17 protein-coding genes and 1 tRNA gene are annotated in these 20723 nt (G+C 49.0%); 10 read left to right on the forward strand and 8 right to left on the reverse strand.

Going from position 1 to position 20723, the window contains the following annotated elements:
- Positions 1–589 precede the first annotated feature (589 nt).
- Both mutL and Q0R17_RS17085 read left to right on the forward strand, forming a co-directional pair.
- On the forward strand, positions 590–2524 hold the full coding sequence (gene mutL, locus Q0R17_RS17080; RefSeq protein ID WP_293937144.1) for a DNA mismatch repair endonuclease MutL: 1935 nt from the start codon (positions 590–592) through the stop codon (positions 2522–2524).
- A 127-nt stretch (positions 2525–2651) separates the two neighbouring features.
- Complete coding sequence (locus Q0R17_RS17085) at positions 2652–3419, forward strand: hypothetical protein (RefSeq protein ID WP_293937147.1); 768 nt, start codon at positions 2652–2654, stop codon at positions 3417–3419.
- Positions 3420–3475: 56 nt separating this feature from the next.
- Here the strand turns inward: Q0R17_RS17085 and Q0R17_RS17090 are convergent, their stop codons facing one another.
- Positions 3476–4564 carry a nickel/cobalt efflux protein RcnA gene (locus Q0R17_RS17090; RefSeq protein ID WP_293937149.1) on the reverse strand — a complete coding sequence of 363 codons (1089 nt, stop codon included), beginning with the start codon at positions 4562–4564 and terminating at the stop codon, positions 3476–3478.
- A gap of 96 nt (positions 4565–4660) precedes the next feature.
- Between Q0R17_RS17090 and Q0R17_RS17095 the strand changes: the two genes are divergently transcribed.
- Positions 4661–4933: a metal/formaldehyde-sensitive transcriptional repressor gene (locus Q0R17_RS17095; protein ID WP_293937151.1), complete on the forward strand. Its 273-nt coding sequence runs from the start codon at positions 4661–4663 to the stop codon at positions 4931–4933.
- 655 nt (positions 4934–5588) lie between these two features.
- On the opposite strand, the gene Q0R17_RS17100 is transcribed toward Q0R17_RS17095, so the two are convergent.
- Positions 5589–5665: transfer RNA gene (locus tag Q0R17_RS17100), tRNA-Arg, on the reverse strand.
- Positions 5666–5811: 146 nt separating this feature from the next.
- On the opposite strand from Q0R17_RS17100, the gene Q0R17_RS17105 reads away from it, so the two are divergent.
- Both Q0R17_RS17105 and Q0R17_RS17110 read left to right on the forward strand, forming a co-directional pair.
- The gene (locus Q0R17_RS17105) at positions 5812–6561 is read left to right on the forward strand and encodes a cytochrome c5 family protein (protein WP_293937153.1); all 750 of its coding nucleotides are present in this window, start codon (positions 5812–5814) and stop codon (positions 6559–6561) included.
- A gap of 229 nt (positions 6562–6790) precedes the next feature.
- Positions 6791–7111, forward strand: a complete 321-nt coding sequence (locus Q0R17_RS17110) for a multidrug efflux SMR transporter (RefSeq protein WP_293937154.1) — start codon at positions 6791–6793, stop codon at positions 7109–7111.
- 55 nt (positions 7112–7166) lie between these two features.
- Here the strand turns inward: Q0R17_RS17110 and Q0R17_RS17115 are convergent, their stop codons facing one another.
- Positions 7167–8615 (reverse strand): aminoacyl-histidine dipeptidase, encoded by a 1449-nt coding sequence (locus Q0R17_RS17115; RefSeq protein ID WP_293937156.1) that lies wholly within the window; start codon positions 8613–8615, stop codon positions 7167–7169.
- Between the two features lie 756 nt (positions 8616–9371).
- On the opposite strand from Q0R17_RS17115, the gene rarD reads away from it, so the two are divergent.
- The 4 genes from rarD (at position 9372) to Q0R17_RS17135 (ending at position 13090) form a co-directional block, all read left to right on the forward strand.
- Positions 9372–10262 (forward strand): EamA family transporter RarD, encoded by an 891-nt coding sequence (gene rarD, locus Q0R17_RS17120; protein ID WP_293937158.1) that lies wholly within the window; start codon positions 9372–9374, stop codon positions 10260–10262.
- A 131-nt stretch (positions 10263–10393) separates the two neighbouring features.
- Positions 10394–10774, forward strand: coding sequence for a hypothetical protein (locus tag Q0R17_RS17125; protein ID WP_293937160.1), 381 nt, complete (start codon positions 10394–10396; stop codon positions 10772–10774).
- Positions 10775–10934: 160 nt separating this feature from the next.
- Complete coding sequence (locus tag Q0R17_RS17130; RefSeq protein ID WP_293937163.1) at positions 10935–12515, forward strand: ABC transporter substrate-binding protein; 1581 nt, start codon at positions 10935–10937, stop codon at positions 12513–12515.
- A gap of 137 nt (positions 12516–12652) precedes the next feature.
- Positions 12653–13090 carry a hypothetical protein gene (locus tag Q0R17_RS17135; protein ID WP_293937166.1) on the forward strand — a complete coding sequence of 146 codons (438 nt, stop codon included), beginning with the start codon at positions 12653–12655 and terminating at the stop codon, positions 13088–13090.
- Here the strand turns inward: Q0R17_RS17135 and Q0R17_RS17140 are convergent.
- The 3 genes from Q0R17_RS17140 to selD all read right to left on the reverse strand — a co-directional run bounded on the left by Q0R17_RS17140 (position 13087) and on the right by selD (position 16777).
- On the reverse strand, positions 13087–13872 hold the full coding sequence (locus tag Q0R17_RS17140; protein ID WP_293937169.1) for a ferritin-like domain-containing protein: 786 nt from the start codon (positions 13870–13872) through the stop codon (positions 13087–13089). The genes Q0R17_RS17135 and Q0R17_RS17140 overlap by 4 nt on opposite strands.
- A gap of 405 nt (positions 13873–14277) precedes the next feature.
- Positions 14278–15594 carry an NAD(P)/FAD-dependent oxidoreductase gene (locus Q0R17_RS17145; RefSeq protein ID WP_293937171.1) on the reverse strand — a complete coding sequence of 439 codons (1317 nt, stop codon included), beginning with the start codon at positions 15592–15594 and terminating at the stop codon, positions 14278–14280.
- Between the two features lie 145 nt (positions 15595–15739).
- Positions 15740–16777, reverse strand: a complete 1038-nt coding sequence (selD, locus tag Q0R17_RS17150; protein WP_293937174.1) for a selenide, water dikinase SelD — start codon at positions 16775–16777, stop codon at positions 15740–15742.
- Between the two features lie 133 nt (positions 16778–16910).
- On the opposite strand from selD, the gene mnmH reads away from it, so the two are divergent.
- Positions 16911–17948 carry a tRNA 2-selenouridine(34) synthase MnmH gene (gene mnmH, locus Q0R17_RS17155; protein ID WP_293937176.1) on the forward strand — a complete coding sequence of 346 codons (1038 nt, stop codon included), beginning with the start codon at positions 16911–16913 and terminating at the stop codon, positions 17946–17948.
- A 133-nt stretch (positions 17949–18081) separates the two neighbouring features.
- Here mnmH and Q0R17_RS17160 read toward each other — a convergent pair whose 3' ends face one another.
- Together Q0R17_RS17160 and Q0R17_RS17165 are read right to left on the reverse strand one after the other, a co-directional pair.
- A complete protein-coding gene (locus Q0R17_RS17160) occupies positions 18082–19701 on the reverse strand; it encodes a methyl-accepting chemotaxis protein (RefSeq protein WP_293937178.1) in 1620 nt (539 codons plus the stop codon).
- Between the two features lie 169 nt (positions 19702–19870).
- A complete protein-coding gene (locus Q0R17_RS17165) occupies positions 19871–20638 on the reverse strand; it encodes an SDR family NAD(P)-dependent oxidoreductase (RefSeq protein ID WP_293937180.1) in 768 nt (255 codons plus the stop codon).
- Between the last annotated feature and the right edge of the window lie 85 nt (positions 20639–20723).

Genomic DNA, 20723 nt, shown 5'->3' on the forward strand with positions numbered 1-20723 from the left:
GAACTCAGGCAAAGACAAGCCCTTTTGCATTTGGATGCCATTGACGGACATGATTCACCTCCGTAAAGCAGAACGTTCGTTCACTTTACGCCGCACGAATTGCTAAATCAAGGGTTCCGGAGCAAGAGACATAATCAGGAATCACTTTGTGCAGTTCAATCCATACAAAAGCAAAATTACAGCAAATAAGTGCAATTAATAGTTACCTGATTATGTCTCTTAGTCAAACGCCTCATCAATATCGTAGGGCGAGTGCAACCCGCGTTTTTTTCAGCACTACTCGCGGGTTGCACCCGCCCTACAAATAGCATATTGCTTAAGTTGATAGGATTGGGGTGCAACCTGCGTCTTTATTCAGTGTTGTTCGCCGGTTACACCCACCCTAGCAATCCAAAAACAGAGCGTGGTTCTAAAAAATAGGTTTACATCGGCGTTATTGAGCAGGAGACATAATCAGTTTAATTAATCTAAATCACCGCACCTAATCAGTAATCCAAGGCGATGCCCAACAGTGCGGCAATCGTGCCCAAGGCTTACAGCAGATACACAGGTATAATCGCGGCTACCTGATCAACACACTCCCGCCCCTATGCCACGTATCCAGCAATTACCCGACCATTTAATCAACCAAATCGCCGCGGGTGAGGTGGTAGAGCGCCCTGCTTCTGCGCTAAAAGAGCTGCTTGAAAACAGCCTAGATGCAGGCAGCCAAAGCCTAAATATCGAGCTATTGGCGGGTGGCACTAAGCTGATTAAGGTGATTGACGATGGCTGCGGCATTGCCAAAGACGAGCTGCCACTGGCGCTGCACCGCCACGCCACCAGTAAAATCCGTGATTTGGATGATTTGCAAAAAGTGGCCACACTGGGCTTTAGGGGTGAAGGGCTGGCGAGTATTGCCTCGGTTTCAAGGCTTACACTCAGCAGCCGTGAAGAAGGCTCTGATTACGCCTGGCGGGTAGATGCCGATAACGGCCATGTCAGCGAGCCCGAGCCAACATCGCTCAGCCAAGGTAGCGCGATTGAAATTCACGAGTTGTATTACCAAGTACCGGCTAGGCGTAAATTTTTAAAATCAGAATCCACCGAATTTGCGCATTGCAGCGATATGGTGCAGCGGCTAGCGCTAGCCAACCCTGGCGTACAATTTACGCTCACCCATAATGGCCGCGCCCAGCTGCGCCTTTTGGCGGGTGATTTAGCCAAACGCGCGGCGGCGATTTTAGGCGATGAGTTTGTAGCCTCAGGCGTGCAGGTAGATGAAGGATTTGGCGGCTTACGCCTGTGGGGGATTACTGGCTCGCCAACGCTGGGTAAATCCAGCCGCGATGCGCAGTATTTCTTTGTAAATGGCCGCTTTGTACGGGATAAAGTGGTGCAACACGCACTGCGTGAAGCTTACCGCGATGTGCTCCACCACGATAAACACGCCGCTTATTGCTTGTTTTTAGAGCTGGATCCTGAAGGGGTGGATGTCAACGTTCACCCAACCAAAATTGAAGTGCGCTTTCGTGAATCGCAAGCGATTTACCGTTTTATGCTCACCAGCCTAAAGAAAGCGCTCGCAGGCACCCGCGCGGGCACAACGCCTGCTGGCATCGATCCTGAAACCGGCGAAATTGCCGCACCAGACTCTAGTGCGATGGCCCCAACCCCAGCCTTAACACCTAAAAATTACGCAGAAATGGCTTATAAGCAGCAGGGGAATATTCCGCTGCAGCCGCGTGTGCAGGCTCCGATGGCGTTTTATGAAACGATGTTTGGTGATTTAAAGCGTGGCCAAAACAATGAATCTAACGCTGCCGGTGCAGAAAATCTGCTCGCCAGTTTAGATATGCCCGCCATGCCATCCACCCGTGCGCCCGCCATACCGATCAGCGCACTGGCTCAGCCCACCTACATTGCGCCAGCAATTCAAAATGCCAGCAGCTCTGATACCGTACCCCCGCTGGGCTTTGCACTCGGACAGCTGCACGGTGTTTATATTTTGGCACAAAACGCCGAAGGGCTGATCGTGGTGGATATGCACGCCGCGCATGAACGCGTGGTGTATGAGCAGCTTAAAAATGCCCTCGATCTGCAGCAAATGCCCACCCAGCCACTGCTCATCCCGCATGTTTTTCCTGCGGACAAACACGATGTGGCCACGGTAGAAGACAACGCGGCGACGCTGGAAGCGATTGGCTTTGAGATCTCGGTGCAATCCCCCACCCAGCTGGCTATCCGCGCCCTGCCCATGCTGCTGAAAGACGCCAATCCGATTGAGCTGGCGCAAGCCGTACTCAAAGATATTCGTACCGTAGGCGCGAGTGAAGTGTTGGCAGGCAGGCAAAATGAACTACTCGCCACTATGGCTTGCCACGGCTCGGTACGTGCCAACCGCAGCCTAACCATTACCGAAATGAATGCCCTACTGCGCCAAATGGAAAACACCGAACGCAGCGGTCAATGCAATCACGGCCGTCCCACTTGGTTCAGAATGACGCTGAACGAGCTGGATAAAATGTTTATGCGTGGCTCGTAACACGGAGGGGCATGCCCACCCGTACATTCACCAAGGGCACGGCACGCCCCTACAGCACATTGCCATGCAGATTTAATGCATGGGCATAAAAACATACCCACCCCACACTTTTTTCCAACGAGCGCTCATGCCAGCAAATGCCTTAATCGTTAAACTCTTTGCCGCCCCACTGCTGATTGCCGCGGCCAGTCTGGCTGGGCGGCGTTGGGGGCCCCAGATTGCTGGGCTGCTGGGCGGTCTACCGCTGGTTGCTATCCCAATTATCCTCACGCTGTGGCTAGAGCATGGCCCAGAATATGCAATCAAAGTGGCAGGGTCGGCATCGGCGGGGCTGTGGGCTAATGTGGTGTATATGCTGGTGCTGGCCCATGCCAGCCGCTATTTTGCTTGGCAGGGTACGATTATCGCCGGATGGGTGGCCTATTTAGCGGTGGCTTTTGCGCTGGCTGGCAGCGGGCTAGCGTCGTCCGGTTTTGTTAGCGTCAGCGTGCTGGCTGGGCTGTGGATTGCCATTTATTTTATCCCGCGCCCACAGGCGATCAATAGCTCGTCGCTGCCTAAAATTGAGCTTTACGCCCGTATGCTGGCGGCGCTATTGCTGGTGCTTGGCTTATCTAGCTTGTCTTTAATGCTGGGCAGCACCATGACGGGCGTACTGGCGGGGTTTCCGGTGGCAGCCACCGTTATTCCAGCATTTACCCTTGCCAACACAGGCCGCAACCCTTTGCTACTGCAGTTACGGGGATTTTTAATCGGCCTCACCGGCTTTAGCGTGTTCTTTTTAGTCTGGACACCGCTAGCCATCCAAATAGGCCTGCTCGCCTTTGCCCCCGCCTTAGCCGCAGCGCTATTAACAGGGTTCTTGGTGCGATATTTAAGCCATATATTTCATTGACATAATTTCTGCGGTAAAGGGATAAAGACCAAAGCAAGATCACCTGCCGATCTGAATTACATCAGGGCATACGCTCCCTGATAAGCAAGATAAAGCCCAACTAAGCAAATCAGCCCACCAGAAAAGTACGGCGCTTTGCGGGCAAACTCACCAAAACCATTCCAGCGGGTGGCCACGTGTTTAACGCTCAGCGCAGCCAGCATGCCAGAAGCCACCATCGTCAGAGCTAATCCAATACTAAAACACAGCACTAGCGTAGCGCCAAGGGCGATTTTCTTTAACTGTAAACACAGCAGCAGCACGGTAATAGAAGCAGGGCAAGGGATCAGCCCACCAGTAAGGCCAAACATAATAATTTGGCCAGTAGTGACTTGCCGATCGGCAAAACGGCGGCGAATATCATTGGCATGTGCACGCTCATGCGGGTCTTGATAGCCGGCAGCCGAAACATCCAGCCCCTGATCATCTGCATGGTGATGATCGTGCTCGGTAAACTCTACCTCATACTCATGGCTATGGTGTGCGTGGCCTAAGCGTAAACGGGCGATAAACTCATGAGGCTCAGGGATTTCTTGCTCAGATTCTACAAAGCCATCGCGCTGGATAAACGTGAAATGCTGGCGCTGACCATCACTTCTTTCTGTTTCAATATGCAGCTGATCTGCACTCCAAGCCGTGGCTTGCGCGCTTTCTTTAAGTACACGAAAACGGGGCGGTACACCGTCTTCAAATACCTCTAAGCGCAACAAGCCATGACCTGTATCGATTTGCTTGGTATCATGATGGTTATGATCGTGGGCAATAAACTGCTGCCGCCATGTTCGCCACATCATCCATATTGCAACCGCAATAATCAGCACGGCGGAAGCAAGCTGAAAATAAGGCTCAGTGGCCTCTGCATTCCAGCTTTGCCCAAAATACAAACCCGCCATAGCAATCGCCCAAACGACAGCCGTATGCGAAAGCGTAGCCGAAAGCCCAAGCAACACGGCCTGAGCAACCGTACCACGCACCGCAACAATAAAAGCAGCCATCATGGTTTTTGAATGCCCAGGCTCTAGCCCATGCAAGGCCCCCAGTAAGATGGCACTGGGGATAAACAGCCAGGCATTTCCCTGCTGCAAAAGAGTAGAAAAGTCAGTCATGGGGGGGTAGCATTCGTTTTGATCTTTGCATGATACTACCCCCCAGTATAAATATGCTAATCTGCACTCCGTTTTTGTATACAGAGATCAGCCCATATGACGCACACAAACCGAGATAAAGCCAAGCTACTTACGCGCGTTAGGCGCATACAGGGCCAAGCCACCGCGCTAGAAAAACAACTCAATGAAGTCCCAGATTGCATAGCCATTCTTCAGCAGATTGCCGCTATTCGTGGCGCTGTAAATGGATTAATGACTGCGGTGATTGAAGGCCATTTAACGGAGCATATTGTGCAAGAGCCAGACCTAGCCCTAAGGCAAAAAGATTCAGAAGTGCTACTGCAAATTATTAAATCCTATTTAAAGTAAGTACTGCGTCATAAGTTAATGGGCATTAAGAATAATCAGCATCTCCATTCCCGCGTTCAAACCTGCCCTTGGCAGCTTTAGAGAACCTCAAAAAAACCTATATTTCTAAATAATACAAGGCGCGGATGATGAGATCCGATCGTTTTTTCGAGCTTCACTTTAGTCTGGGGCAAAAATCCAGCTACACCACTTAGATCCCCGGCAAAACACTCGGTATGACGCTTTTTTAGCGCGCTTAAAACTTATGAAAACTTGTCATGCATTATTTAGCGATCAGGTATTAGGCACTTTAAAAAGTGAAAATCATGCGGGATATGACACTAAATTACAAAAACCCACAGCTAAGCTCGCATAAGGCAAGATCATCCTCCGCCTCATTTTTAAGCTCGCTTACAAGCATAAATTAGCCATAGCAGCCGATAAACCTGATCGATTGATTGATTACATCTTGGCTAATCTATAAAAGTAATCAATAACTGAGCAACTCAGTACATAAATAATCAGCCAACTTTTTGAAAAATCAGCGATATCGCTGCGATATGCAACAGCAAAGCCAATGATTACTTTAGGGTTACTAGATGAGTATCTATACAGCGATGAGGTGATGCTGCTGCTTTATTTTATTGCCTAAAGCAGTGCAAACCTTTGATTTTATTGGTGCGCCCAGTAGGAATCGAACCTACGACCTTCAGCTTCGGAAACTGACACTCTATCCAACTGAGCTATGAGCGCACTTGAGGAAGGAGCGAATAATAACGTGTTTATGCGCATCAGTCTACGTGTAGGCTTTGTTGCTTGCTACAAAATGTCGGTATAATCCCCGTCAATAATATATGGTTTTATTTCCAACTCATGAACTTACATAAAAAGGGATGACAATGAGCGGTAGCAACGTGAAAGCGTCAAAGGGCATTGCTGGCATGATTCTGGCGGCAGTGATTGGGGTGCCGCTATTTGTTTATCTGCTTATCAAGCTATTTACGTCAGGCAGTGGCATTGATGTCACACGCTCGACAATGACCACAGAAGCAGTGTCAGCGCGCTTACAGCCCGTAGGTAGTATCAAGATTGTAGATGGTGGCCCTCCTGGCTCCAAAAGCGGTAAAGCAGTTTACGAAGCCGTCTGTATTTCCTGTCATGGCACGGGCTTAGCAGGCGCTCCTAAGTTTGCTGATGCTGCGGCTTGGGGTGCGCGTATTTCTAAAGGCTTTGAAACCCTTTGGACTCACGCCATTAAAGGTTTTAATGCAATGCCAGCTAAAGGTGGCGCGGCTGATCTGACGGATGATGAAGTCAAACGTGCAGTTGCCTTTATGGGTAATTCAGCGGGTGCTAAATTTGAAGAGCCTAAAGTAGAAGGTGCTGCGGCAGGTGGTGCAGTAGACCCAGCTACTAAGGGTAAAGAAATTTATGATTCAGTGTGTATGGCTTGCCACGCTGCTGGCCTAGCGGGTGCACCTAAATTTGGCGATAAGGCAGCTTGGGCTCCTCGCTTAAAAGATGGCGTAGATAACGCCATTGCCATTGCCACTAAAGGCTTAAATGCAATGCCACCTAAAGGCGGTTATAGCGGCTCAGATGCAGAGTTTGCTGCAGCGGCCCACTATATAATTAATGCCAGCAAGTAATTTAGCGGTGTTATCAATAAAAAGCGGGCAGCCTTGCCCGCTTTTTTACGTTTATCAAGCCACTATTTCCCTTGCTGCAAGCGAGTGATTCGCAGAAAATGCCCTCCCTTAGCTGATGCTATTGGCTTAAATCAGCAACTGATTTAAGTAACAATGGCCTACTCTGTATTTCTTCCGGGTTTCCGATATAGAGTGTGTTTATTAGCCCGTGGTGTGCAAGGCACTTATTATGTTGAGCTATTGGTTGGTATTAGGCGTTGCCGTTTTTACTGAGATTATCTGGGCTTTATCCCTAAAATATATTCAATTACACCCTAATCCTTGGGCTGTAGCAGGATCAATTGTTTTATCTTTTTTGAATATGGCATTGTTGTCTTATGCGATGAAAGGCATTCCGGCAGGTACAGCCTATGCAATTTGGACGGGGCTTGGTGCAGTAGGGGTGACAATTGGCGGCATTATGCTATTTGGCGATCCTCTAGGATCAACTCGAATTTTCTTTTTATGCTTAATTGTTAGCGGCGTAGTCGGGCTAAAATTGGCATCTTAATTAAAAAAAAGGCCTGCTCTTATTGAAAAGAGCAGGCCTTTTTTGTATCCAGCGCTTATGCCTTAGGCACGGCGGCTAAGGCATCAACTAGCAGCTCCCAAAACGACGCTACCGAGGCAATTTCTACCCGCTCATCAGGAGAATGCGCGCCACGGATAGTAGGGCCAAAAGACACCATATCCATATTTGGATAGGCAGCCCCCAATAAGCCACACTCAAGGCCTGCATGAATCACTTGCACGGCTGGCTGCTTGCCATAGCGCTGCTGATAGGTGTTTTGTAACAGCGCTAAAGCGGTTGAGTTTAGATCGGGCGTCCAACCTGGATATTCGCCCTCTTCTTCTACTACACAACCCGCTAAGCGGCCTGTTGCCGTAATTGCATCGGCGAGCTCGCGCATGCGGATATTTTTGAGTGATCTCACCATCAAGACCGCTTCAAAACGCCCATTATCTACGCTCACTACACCTAGATTATTGGAGGTTTCTACCACGCCAGGCAGAGATTTGCTCCAGCGGCGCACGCCATGTGGCAAGGCCAACAGTAAATCCAGCGCTAAGCGCGCATGAGCCGCAATAGGCACGATATCGGTAGTCGATGGCTTTAGGCTAAGCGTCAGATTTGGGTCCGTGTCGGCTAATTCATCACGAAATAGCGCTTGATAGCTATCCACAATTTCGGCCAAACGCGGCACATCACACGCTGCTACAGATATTTTAGCGAAAGCTTCACGTGCTAACGCATTACGCAAAGTGCCACCATGAAAAGAAACCAACTTGGCTTCAATCTCGCGGCTGGCGGCGTTCATCACCCGCGCCAATAAGCGAATCGCATTACCGCGCTCTAAATGAATATCCACGCCTGAATGGCCACCAACTAAGCCAGTCAAGCCGATTTCAAACACATCAAAGCCCGCCGCAAGAGGCTCTGTGCTTAATTTACGTCCTAAGCTAACATCCACCCCGCCTGCACAACCAACGTAAACCTCGCCCCACTCTTCAGTATCTAAATTCAAAAGTAACTTACCTTGCAATAAGCCCGCTTCCAATGATCGAGCGCCAGTCATGCCGCTTTCTTCATCGATAGTCAGCAATACTTCAAGCGGGCCATGCGGCAAATTGCTCTCAAGCATGGCTAAGGCCGCCGCCACCCCAATCCCATTATCTGCACCTAAAGTTGTGCCCTCAGCATGCACCCAGCCATTTTCGATGCGGGTGCGAATAGGATCGGTCATAAAATCATGTGTGTGCCCAGCGTTTTTTTGCGCCACCATATCAAGGTGGCCTTGCAAAACCACACCTTGCCGATCTTCCATCCCTGGAGACGCGGGCTTGCGAATAATTAAATTTCCACCACTATCCAACTGCGCCGCCAACCCACGGCCTAATGCCCACGACAAGATATGCTCACGCAAAGCAGATTCATGCCGAGAAGGGCGAGGGAAGCGACAAATTGTGTCGAAATGACGCCATAAAGGCAGTGGAGCAAGATCTGTGATTACCATGGCTTAATTCTCAGTCAATGACAAGATATAGCGATTTACCATCTTAACGGGCAAAAGAAAAAAATGAGCTGTAAATAAAACCCAGCAGATTAATTAGACAAATAAAAAATTCATACAACGACAAAACACTCAAACTCATATAAATTATGAAATAAAGTCCAAGCAAAAATGTATTACAAATAACAAAAACAAGCGGAGTGGCATACGTATTTTATGTAGTAGGCGCTCACCCCTACCCTAAAAAGGCTGGCCTTTCCAACAAGTAGCATGCAAAAAAATAAGACCTTACCATCCTGCATAAACAATAAAGATGTAGATCACACAATATTTGTGCCACTAAAATGGTGCTTTTATTACAGCATTAGGATATAAAGTGAATCCCCTAAGCATTAAAGATCATGCTTTTTTAAATTCAACTACTTAAATTAACTTTATGTCTATTTTGTTTATTTTACTAGCTAGAAAAAATTAAATAATAAGCCAATCAATAAATCATCATTAACAAAACGAGCTTGCTAATATAATTATATTAAGCATTACGAACACGCTTTCAAGTCATCATTTATTGCTTAAGTCGCAAAAAAACAGCAAATTATACTAAACAACCGCTGCAGTTTAGCATTTTTCAATGCTGTTCTTTAAGTCGGCGCGCATTATATATTGATGACTATTCTTATTAATAGAAGGGATAACCGTGACAGCGGTTCTTACACGACAAGTGGTATTATCCCGCACCAACGCAAATAAAAAACATTTATGTTATCCGGTCAAGGTTTACTACTCTCGCTGATTGCCTCACTGGTTTTTTCAGTTTTAGGCTGGTTTAGCACCCAACTTACTCCTTTGCACGGCTTAGATATCTTTGCTTGGCGTGTAATCTGGACCGTACCCGCCATGCTGCTGCTTTTAGCACTGCTAAAGCATGGCCCAAAGATGCGCAGCACCTTAGCACGCTTTAAGCACGAGCCTATCCTATGGCTGGCCCTACCTGTTAATGCATTGCTGTTGGCGATTCAGCAGCTAATGTTTATGTGGGCTCCGCTAGAAGGCCGCTTACAAGAAGTCTCGCTCGGCTACTTTTTATTGCCCTTAGTGATGGTGCTGGTCGGCTTTTTTGTTTACAAAGAACGCCCTAGTCGCTTGCAATGGATTGCGGTTTTTCTGGCATTACTTGGCGTTATGCACGAGCTTTGGCTAACCCGTGCATTTTCTTGGGTCACACTTGTCACCGCTTTAGGCTACCCACCGTATTTAATGATACGCAGGGCTTTGCATCTTGATCCCTTTAGCGGCTTTCTGCTAGAAACGCTGTTTATCTTACCCGCAGCCATTGCCTTAGTTTATCTACATCCAGCTGCCTCAGCAGCCTTGCAAAGCACGCCTATACTCTGGGTGTTACTTCCCTGCCTTGGCATCATGACGGCAACGGCCTTTGTTTGTTATTTAATGGCCAGCAAATTGCTCACCATAGGCTTACTCGGTATTTTGGGTTATGTAGAGCCTGTGATGCTATTTATGATTTCGCTGTTTATCCTTGGCGAGCCATTTAGCACCGCTGGCCTAGGCACTTATATCCCTATTTGGCTTGCCATTATGCTGACCTGCTGGCATAGCGCACAGACCTTACATCGCCAGCGAAAAAAATAAACACCAGTAGACCCAGCCCTACTGGCCCCTTCTTGGCTCAACGTGTTTTTTCCCCTTGGGTACTTTGGCGCACGCCGTGCTAGCTAGATTCTTTTAAGATCAGCTCAGCCTATCTGCCAAGCGAAACCCCAATGAAAACATATCTACTATCCGCCATCCTTTTATTTAATCTTAGCGCCCCAAGTTATGCCGCAGGATGGAAAGAGCTAGGCCATACCAGCAGTGGTAACACCATTTCGGTGATGGAGACCCAGTTTCGTAAAGGTGCAATTATTACAACGCGCATCCGTAATGATTTGCACGAGCCTAAACCAACAGAAAACGGCAGCATCACCCGTATCGAATCCGATCTACAAATCAATTGCAGCAAAAAAACTGTTTCCCCTATCCGCACCTTCTTATTTGATGAGCAAGGCCAGCCCGAGTTGTCCGTCAATTTACGTGGGGGTAAAGAGTTTTTAAAGAAAGATGCCGATAGCGCTATGGGCTTAGCCATTGAGCAACTCTGCTAGCCGCCAGTCAAAATTAGATAATTGAAAGACACTGCACACCAAGTAGAAAGTAAATGTTAGAGTCATAAAAGCAATTAGCAGCTATCTATATGCCAAAACAATCATTTTTAAAGCGCGGATAGCACGGTATTATCTAAAAATAACCCATCGAGAATCTGCCATGCGCCTGATTTCATCGCTCCCCATATTTGCTTTACTCTGGGCTGTTACCGTAGAAGCCAAGCCGCTCACGGTGTGCACTGAAGCCAGCCCAGATGGCTTTGATGTTGTTCAATACAACTCACTGACTACCACTAATGCTTCTGCTGACGTTATATTTAATCGACTAATTGACTACGATGCAGCCTCAGGCAAGCTGGTACCAAGCCTTGCCGAAAAATGGGAAATCAGCCCAGATGGGCTGAGCTATACCTTTACCCTAAGAAAGAATGTCGCTTTTCATAGCACCGATTACTTTAAACCCACACGGGCATTGAATGCCGACGATGTGGTATTTACCTTTAACCGCATGCTAGACAGCAATCACCCTTGGCATAAGAGTGCCGCCAATGGCTATCCACACGCGCAGACCTTTCAATTACCCAAGCATGTCAAAGCCGTTAAAAAAATAGATGCGCAAACGGTGCGCTTTGATTTAAATGCACCTGAAGCCACTTTCTCTGCCTTACTCACCATGGGCTTTGCTTCTATTTATTCGGCAGAATATGCCGATCAATTATTGGCCGCAGGTAAAACCTCCGACTTAAATAGCAAGCCCATCGGCACTGGCCCATTTATATTAAAGAGTTATCAAAAGGACAGTAATATTCGCTTTGATGTAGCACCAAATTATTTTGGCAATAAGCCTAAAATTGATAAGTTGATTTATGCCATTACCCCAGAAGCCGCCATTCGAGTACAAAAACTAAAAATGGGGGAGTGCCAAATTGCACTCTCACCTAAGCCGCAGGATGTATTAGCGGCAAGGGCAGATAAAAGCCTAAAAGTGATTGATACACCGGCGTTTTCTACCGCATTTATTGCCTTTAATAGCCAGCACAAGCCATTTGACAATGTAAAAGTGCGCCAAGCACTGAATTACGCTTTTGATAAAAAAGCCTATTTAAAGCAAGTTTTTGACGGTACGGCCACCGCAGCCGATGGCCCTTATCCGCCTAATACTTGGAGCTATATCAACTTAGAAGATTACAAATATGACCCAACTAAGGCCAAGCAATTGCTGGCTGAAGCAGGCTTTCCGAATGGATTTAGCACCACAATATGGATACGCCCTGCGGGCAGCACACTCAACCCTAATCCACGCGCAGGCGGCGAAATGCTGCAAGCCGATTTAGCCAAAATTGGCGTAAAAGCCGAGCTAAAAGTGATTGAATGGGGCGAGCTCATCAAACGTGCTAAATCGGGCGAGCACGATCTCTTATTTATGGGCTGGAGTGGCGACAATGGCGACCCAGATAACTTTTTAACGCCACAATTTGCCTGCTCATCCGTAGAATCAGGGCTGAACTTTGCCCGCTATTGCGATCCGCAGCTGGATAAACTGATTAGCAATGGTAAAAAAATAAGCGATCAAGCGGCAAGAACCAAGCTTTATGAAGCCGCGCAAAAAATCATTCATGACCAAGCATTATGGATTCCATTAGCCCATCCTATTGCTGCGGTACTGACTAAACCCAATGTAAGCAGCTATAAAATCAGCCCATTTAGCCGTCAGGACTTTAGCAATGTGATTGTAAAATAAATCACTCAGATTAGCAGCCATCAATAAAGGCGATTAAAACTCGGCATAGTCGGGTTTTAATCGCCTTTTTATTGAGTGCGTCAGAATAGGCACTTAGTCTATAAAGAGATGAGCATTTCAATCTGGAGGCTAGCCTCATGGCATTACTATTATTTGGCAGTTTGCTGATTGTATTTGGCCTATTGGCAGGTAGCCTCTTACTGATCGCGCCCCTAGGCATTGTTGAAATCACTCCAAGTATCGGGCTTTGGATATTGTTTCCTGTCTTTAGTATTGGTGGCTATGTTCTGCTGACGCTAGCCCCCAACTTTGCCAAATTACGCTTACTGACTTGGTTTTTATCCAGTTTATTACTCTTACTGGCGGCTGCCGCCGCTGCCGAATTAATGCTCTATGCCAGCACTATTATGCAGCCCACAGGCAGCACTATCATCCTGTGGTATATCTTGCTTATTGCTGGTGGGCTGGGTGTGGTGGCGACCGGCGCCTTTGATCTTAAAAAGTTAATCCCCAAGCGTAACAAGCCTAAGCCTGCAGCAGCCCCCGCTCCGGTGAACCCAAAGGCAAAACATTAATCCGGCAACTGTAATGCCGCCAGCTCAGCCTCGCTGAACCCCGCAGCCCTGCGCGCCTCCAAATTAAACGGCCCACGCTGTTTTGCGGCTTGATATTGCAAAGCCAATTGCGTGTAGGTGGCGATCGTCTCCAGCCCTCTCTCATCACACAGCGCCTTATACCAACGATTACCAATCGCCACATGACCCACTTCATCTCTCAAGATAATATCCAAAATTGCGGCTCCTGCTCCATCACCGCGATGCTTGAGCCGGTCGCGAATTTGCGGGGTAACATCTAAGCCTCGTGCTTCCAAAGTACGCGGCACCAACGCCAACCTAGCTAGCAAATCGCCCTTGGTTCTTTCTGCCATATCCCATAAGCCGTTATGCGCCGTAAAATCGCCATAAGCGTAGCCCAGCGTAATTAAATGCGCTTGCAACAAAGAAAAATGATAAGCCTCTTCCCGCGCCACTTTAAGCCAATCGCGATAAAAATCTTCAGGCTGGCCTGCAAAGCGCCAAAGAATATCCAACGCCAAATTAATCGCATTAAACTCGATATGTGCCAAGGCATGCACCAGAGCGGCGTGCCCTTCTGGCGTACTGATTTTGCGCCGAGGCACATCCATTGGTGGCACCAAGGGCGGCTTATCGCAAAGGCCTGGCGTTTGGCCGATGGCGATAATGTCCTCATCAGACTGCAGTGGATGTACATCTTCAATAGCATGGACCAGCGCAACTTTATCGCTAGGGTGGCCCGCTTGTAGTGCGCGCAGGGCTTGATGGCGAATGGAATTCATAGCGGGCTAAGACGGGGGAGTGGATTTAAGAAGGCACATTCTGGCCGCCCATGCCGCAGTTGGCAAGGCAAAGCCTTTACAACATAAATAGTGACTGTTTCTACTAAAAAACGTAAATGTAGGGTGGCTACGTTTGGAGTGCCCGCTCAGCAGTAAATCGCATTAGCACGCGTGGGCAGATAAACCCTGCCCACCCTACAACACCTCATATTTTAAGATTATGTGTTCACAAAATAAACTCTGGCTTGCTGCTTTACTCAGTACCAATAATGACAAAAAGCGCGTCATCCCCGAATGTTTTTAGCAAGAATCCAGAGGTTTGGAGTACCCCACAACTGGATCCCGCCACACGGAAATGACGCTAGAAATGACTGAGTAAAGCGGCTAATCAAGAAAATAAACACATCAATGCAATTTAATCCTTGGTTTACTTACCCTATCAATACATTCGGCCCAAGTTGATAGCCAGGTTTTAAACCAGCCATTCACAGCCACTTGATGCTTTTTATAGAGCGACCAATACATCATTTTGGCAAACTGGCCTTCCACAAATAGGCTGCCACGGGCGATTCCACCCATCAAGCTCCCCACCGTACTGTATTCACCAAGCGACACTAAAGAGCCGTAATCCTGATATTTAAATTCTGGTAAAGGCTTGCCAGCCAGATACAGCGGCAAGCTTTTTGCCAGCAGCATGGCCTGCTGATGCGCCGATTGGGCGCGGGGCGGAACCATGCCGCCTTGATCATCCAGTGGGCATGCAGCACAGTCACCCAGCGCAAAGATGGCGGGGTCGCGCGAGGTTTGCAATGTTTTACTGACGACCAGCTGGTTCAGTCGATTGCTTTCTAAACCAGCGATATCTTTTAAGAAATCAGCCGCCTTAATCCCCGCTGCCCATACCACCAAATCGCTAGGGATAAACTTGCCTGATGCCATTTTTACGCCAGATGCCGACACATCCACCACGCGCTCATTGGCGTGAATCTCCACCGCCATTTTGCGCAGCTCCAGCGCCACGGCATTAGATAATCGCTCTGGCAGCACGGATAGCAAACGGGGCGCTGCATCAACAATTACAATTTTTAAATCGCGCTCGGGGTGGATGTTGGCAAAGCCAAAGCTGCTCATAATCCTTGTGGCCATATGCAGCTCAGCCGATAGCTCCACCCCCGTTGCACCGCCACCAATAATGGTCACGGTAAAGCGCCCTTCTCCTGCCTGCTTGCGCCTTGCCTGCGCACGCAAACAACTATTAATAAAGCGCTTATTAAAACGCTCTGCCGCCACTGGGGTATCGAGCATAATGGCGTGCTCACTCACGCCTGGCGTGCCAAAATCATTGGTCTGGCTACCCAGTGCCATGACCAGTGCATCGTAAGGAATCGTTTGCTCTGGCACCAGCTCGCTGCCGTCTTCCTCATCGAGGGTTGCAGCCAGCACCACTTCTTTACTATCCCGATTTAAGCCCGTCATGCGGCCTAGCCGATAATCAAAATGATGCCAGCGGGCCAGCGCAAGATATTCCAGCTCGTCTGAATGGCTATCTAAAGTGCCAGCGGCCACCTGATGCAAAAGGGGCTTCCAGATATGGGTGCGGGCAGCATCAATCAAGGTGATATGCGCCTTGCCCTTGCGGCCCAGCTTTTCACCCAGTTTCACTGCCAGCTCCAAACCGCCAGCTCCTCCCCCTACAATTACGATGCGCTTTAAGGCCGTCATTGCCATCCTCCCGCTGATTGATTACCCCAATTATGCAGCAAGCTGTAATGAAAAGGGCATGTAAAACAACCATTTAAACGGGCTTAATTACAGCGGGCTAATCAGCTACTTACAATAAATAGTATCTAGCAGCAAAGCAAACGCATTACGCTACCCTCACCTGCGCATCCCCATCCACCAACTGCCCAATCACCGCCGCCTGTGCAAAGCCTTGCTGGTGGAACATCGCTAAGACTTCAGCGGCGTTTTCTGCTGCGCAGGCAACCAATAAACCGCCAGAGGTTTGTGCGTCGGCCATGATGCGTTGCTGCCACTCTGGCACGGATGTCGCAAAATCGACGTCTCTAGCAAAGCTGGCAAGATTGCGCTCGATGGCACCTGGGCCGATGCCTTGCTTGGCAAAGCCGATAGCGGCGGATAGCAGTGGTAAGTCTTTTGCCAGCACTTGAGCAGTCAGCTTTGCGCCTCGGCATACTTCTAATAAATGGCCGAGTAAGCCAAAGCCAGTAACATCGGTCAGTGCATGCACACCAGCTAGCTTGGCTAAATCTGCGCCCACTTTATTCAGCTGGGTCGTGGTATCAATCAGCTGCTTATAGCCGGCGTCATCTAACAGGCCTTTTTTCATGGCCGTGCCTAAGATGCCAATGCCCAGCGGCTTGCCTAAAATCAGCACATCGCCCGCTTTAGCGTCACTATTTTTTTTGAGCTGCTTGGGGTGAACCAAGCCTAGAGCCACCAAGCCATAGATAGGCTCAGGTGCATCGATCGAATGCCCGCCCGCAATCGGAATCCCTGCTGTTGCACAAACGGCAGCGCCACCGGCTAAAATTTGCTGGATATCTTCGATCGGCAGCAAATTGACGGGCATGCCCACAATCGCCAAAGCCATAATCGGCGTGCCACCCATGGCGTAAATATCAGAGATCGCATTGGTGGCAGCGATGCGGCCAAAATCAAACGCATCGTCCACAATCGGCATAAAGAAATCGGTGGTGGCCACCAGTGCCTGCTCGTCGTTTAACCAATAAACGGCGGCATCATCTGAGGTTTCTGTGCCCACCAAAAGCTTGGGAAATAATGCCGCCGTTGGCAATTTAGAAAGCATTTCAGATAAAACCGCTGGGGCAATTTTGCAGCCGCAGCCGCCGCCGTGCGATAGCTGAGTAAGCTTGGTACTCATGGCAAGACTCCTAATATTGCAAGGGATAGCCTCAATATATAAAAAGCCAAACCCTTGCCGAGGTGATTTTTTCAGCGATAAGCATAGCGCCGTGGGACAATTGGCCAACCCCTGTGCTTATAGTGAAATAATTGTGAAAAATTTGTTGGCGACCTTAGCAGACCTCCACAGCTTTGACGAGGTGATTGATGTACGCACCCCGCTTGAATTTGCCGAAGATCATATCCCCGGAGCCATTAATGCGCCGGTGCTGAGTAATGAAGAGCGGGTGATTGTGGGCACGCTGTATAAGCAAGACCCTTTTGCCGCCACCAAATTAGGCGCGGGCCTAGTGGCAAAAAATCTAGGCATCCACCTTGCTACCACCTTTAAAGACAAGCCTAAAAACTGGCGTCCGCTGATTTACTGCTGGCGTGGCGGCAAGCGCTCTGGCTCGATGACCACGTGGTTTAACTTAATTGGCTGGAAAGCACGGCAATTACAAGGTGGCTATAAGGCTTATCGCGGCGATGTATTAGTGCAATTAGCGCAACGCCCTACCACAGCCCGCTTTATTGTTTTAGCGGGCCACACTGGCTGCGGTAAAACACGTCTTTTACACGCGCTAGAACAAGCAGGCGCGCAAACGCTGGATTTAGAAGGCATAGCCCAACATCGCGGCTCGGTGCTAGGGGCCAGCCCAGAAGGCGCGCAACCTTCACAAAAAAGCTTTGATAGTCAGCTTATAGCTAAGCTAGCAATGTTTGACCCCAGCCAACCGGTGTTTGTGGAAGCAGAAAGCAAGCGCATTGGCCTAATCCATCTACCCGCCAGCCTAATGCTGGCCATCCGCGCCGCCGATTGCGTGCTCATTGAGGCCAGCTTTGCAGACCGCATCCGCTTTTTATGCCAAGACTATGCCCATCTATTTGAAGCGCCTGATCACTTAAAAAACAAGCTCGCCAGACTGGTCGAAATGCACGGCAAAGTGGTGTTGGCGCATTGGCATGAGTTAATCGATCAAGGCCAAAAAGCCGAGCTATTTGGCGAGCTCATCAGCAAACACTACGACCCCGCCTATAAACGCAGCAGCCAAGGTAATTACCTAAGGCTAAATGAAGCCAAAAAACTAGAAATTGATCCTTCGGGTAATTTAAATGCCTATGCTAGGCAGTTGCTAGATTTGATCTAGCCACTTAGGTCATATTGTAAAATAGGCACGGTGCCCACGCGGCATGCTCATAGGCCGCCGTGGGCAAGATCAAGCCTTGCCCACCTTTAGGGGAGTGATGTGTTGCAAACGCCCTAAGCGCTTAGTCCCATATTTACAGCTTAAACCGCTGCACAGATTGCAATAAGCGAGCAGATAGGTTTTGTAAATCATGGGCAGATGCTGCGCTTTGCTGAATTTCCTGCGCTTCTAGCTCTGCCCTTTGGGCTATCTGCTCTACCGCCTTGGCAATTTCGGTTGTCGCCATGCTTTGCTCCCGAATCGCGCTGCCAATGCTATCCACCACGCTGCGCACCTGCTCCGCACCACTCCGAATATCTTCGATCGCCGTACCGGCCTCGTTCGCTAAAGCCACGCTGGCATTGGCCTGCTCTACACCGCTTTCCATTTGCACAATGGCTTCTCGCGTGCCGGTTTGAATCTGCCCCACCATCACGGCAATTTCCTGCGTAGATTTACTGGTGCGCTCGGCAAGCTTACGCACTTCATCGGCTACCACCGCAAAGCCTCGGCCCTGCTCGCCCGCTCTGGCCGCTTCAATCGCGGCATTCAGCGCCAGCAGATTGGTCTGGTCGGCGATATCTTTAATGGTGCTGACGATCGAGGTGATTTTATCTGACTGACGGCCCAACTCCTCAATCCTCACCGCCGAGCCTTTCACCAGCTCGGCAATCTTATGCACCTCGGCGGTAGCGCGATGAATCACCACCGCACCACGGCCCGACATTTCTCTGGCGGATTCTGCCAGCCCGCGTGCATCGCTGGTGTTAGCAGTGACATGATCGATCGAAACCGACATTTCCTCCACCGCCGCCGCCATAGACGATGCCGATTCGCTCTGCTCGCTGGCACGCAACGCCACTTCGGCCGAGCTAGCACTCAGGCTGCTAGCGGCTGTGCTCATTTGCCCTGCTCCGCCAATCACCTCACCAATCATATTGCGTAAGGTCTGCTGCATATCGCGCATGCTAGCCATCAAGCTATCCTGATCGCCCGCTTTACAGCTCACCATCTGATCTAAACGGCCACTGGCTACGCTTTTTGCCAAAGCCACTGCCTCCTGCGGCTCCCCGCCCAGTAGCTGAAACAAATAGCGCCCAAGCATGAGTAATGCACCTGCCACCAGTGCCATCATCAGTAGGCCCAGTGGCAGCAAAACATACAACGCACTGCGAAACTTAACGTCCACATCGTCAATATAAGCGCCCGTACCAATCACCCAGCCCCAAGGTGCAAAACCTTGGACATAAGAAATTTTATCCACAGGCTCGGTGCTGCCAGGCTTACTCCATTGATATTCCACAAAACCAGCGCCCTCGCTTCTAACCACCTTCACCATTTCCAAAAACAAAGCCTTGCCATTTGGATCTTTTAAGGCAGATAGATCCTTGCCTACCAGCTCTGGCTTAGTGGCATGCATCAGCATTTTTGGGCTTTCATCATTCACCCAAAAATACTCTTTTTTATCGTAACGAATCGCCTTTAAAGCTTGTAGGGCCGAGGCCTGCGCCGTAGCCTGATCCATTTTTCCATCACGGCTTTGCTGTTCAAAATGCGCCACCACCGTTTGCGCAGCTTCAGCTAGATTACGTACTTTATCTTTACGCCCACTTAACATTTCATCTTTAAAATGAAACAACATCAGCGTGCCCATAGTCAGAAAAGCCAGCAGAGTAATCCCGGCCACCAAAATAAGTCTGCTGCGTAAAGTCATTTGCTCCTTCATTGCATTCTCCAAAGTTTATTATTAATTACTTATCCACTGGATTATGCATGTGTAAGGATTATACGCGACAGCCTTTCTATAATTTGTTGCAAATCCACGACTACGAGAAAGCACGTATGGCAACAGCCACGATGGCTTCGATTCCCCGTATCAAAACTCAAGCATGCAAGCCGCCATCCACCACCAAGCTATGCCCCACCACATACGACGATGCGGCGGAACTTAGCCAAAGGATGGCATTGGCAATTTCGTTCGCTTGGGCAAGCCTGCCGATGGGGATGGCTTTTGCTAGCTGCGCTTGATGCTCAAGCAAGTGATCTTCAGAGAGATGTGCCGTGCGGCGGGTGCGGCGTGGTGTTTCGGTAGCGCCTGGGCAAACCGCGTTAATCCTAACGCCACGCCCGATATACTCTTTTGCCGTAGAGCGGGTTAGCCCAATCACCGCGTGCTTGGCCGCGCTATACATGGCTGCAGTTGGTGCACCAGACAAACCATTTACCGATGACACATTCACAATCGTGCCACCACCAAAGCGCAGCATCGCCTGAATCTGCTGCTGCATACAATTAAAAACACCTAAAACATCGGTGGATATCGTGTTACTCGCCATTTCAAAGCTCATTTCATGCGTAGCTGCAGGTGTAAAATCACAAGCGGCGCTGTTCACTGCTGCATTCAACTGACCAAAATGCTCAACAGTAAAACGAAGCAAAGCAGCAACAGACAAAGGATTACTCACATCGCAGCCATAAAAAACCGCATCACCTAGCTTAGAAAGCTGCAACTGGGCCTCGGCCCCTTGTTCAACATTACGTGCAGCCACAACAACCTTGGCGCCATTCGCCACAAAAGCCATTGCAGCAGCCAAGCCAATACCTGTTGTTCCACCCGTAATTAACACTACTTTGCCGTGAATGCTTTGCATAAAATTACCTAATGACGTTGGGATGAGCTGATTATATAAGCTAGAGCCAAGTTACAAATGTTACAAAATAGTATATTTACCAAAT

This window comes from Iodobacter sp. (genome assembly GCF_025352645.1).
Classification (GTDB): domain Bacteria; phylum Pseudomonadota; class Gammaproteobacteria; order Burkholderiales; family Chitinibacteraceae; genus Iodobacter.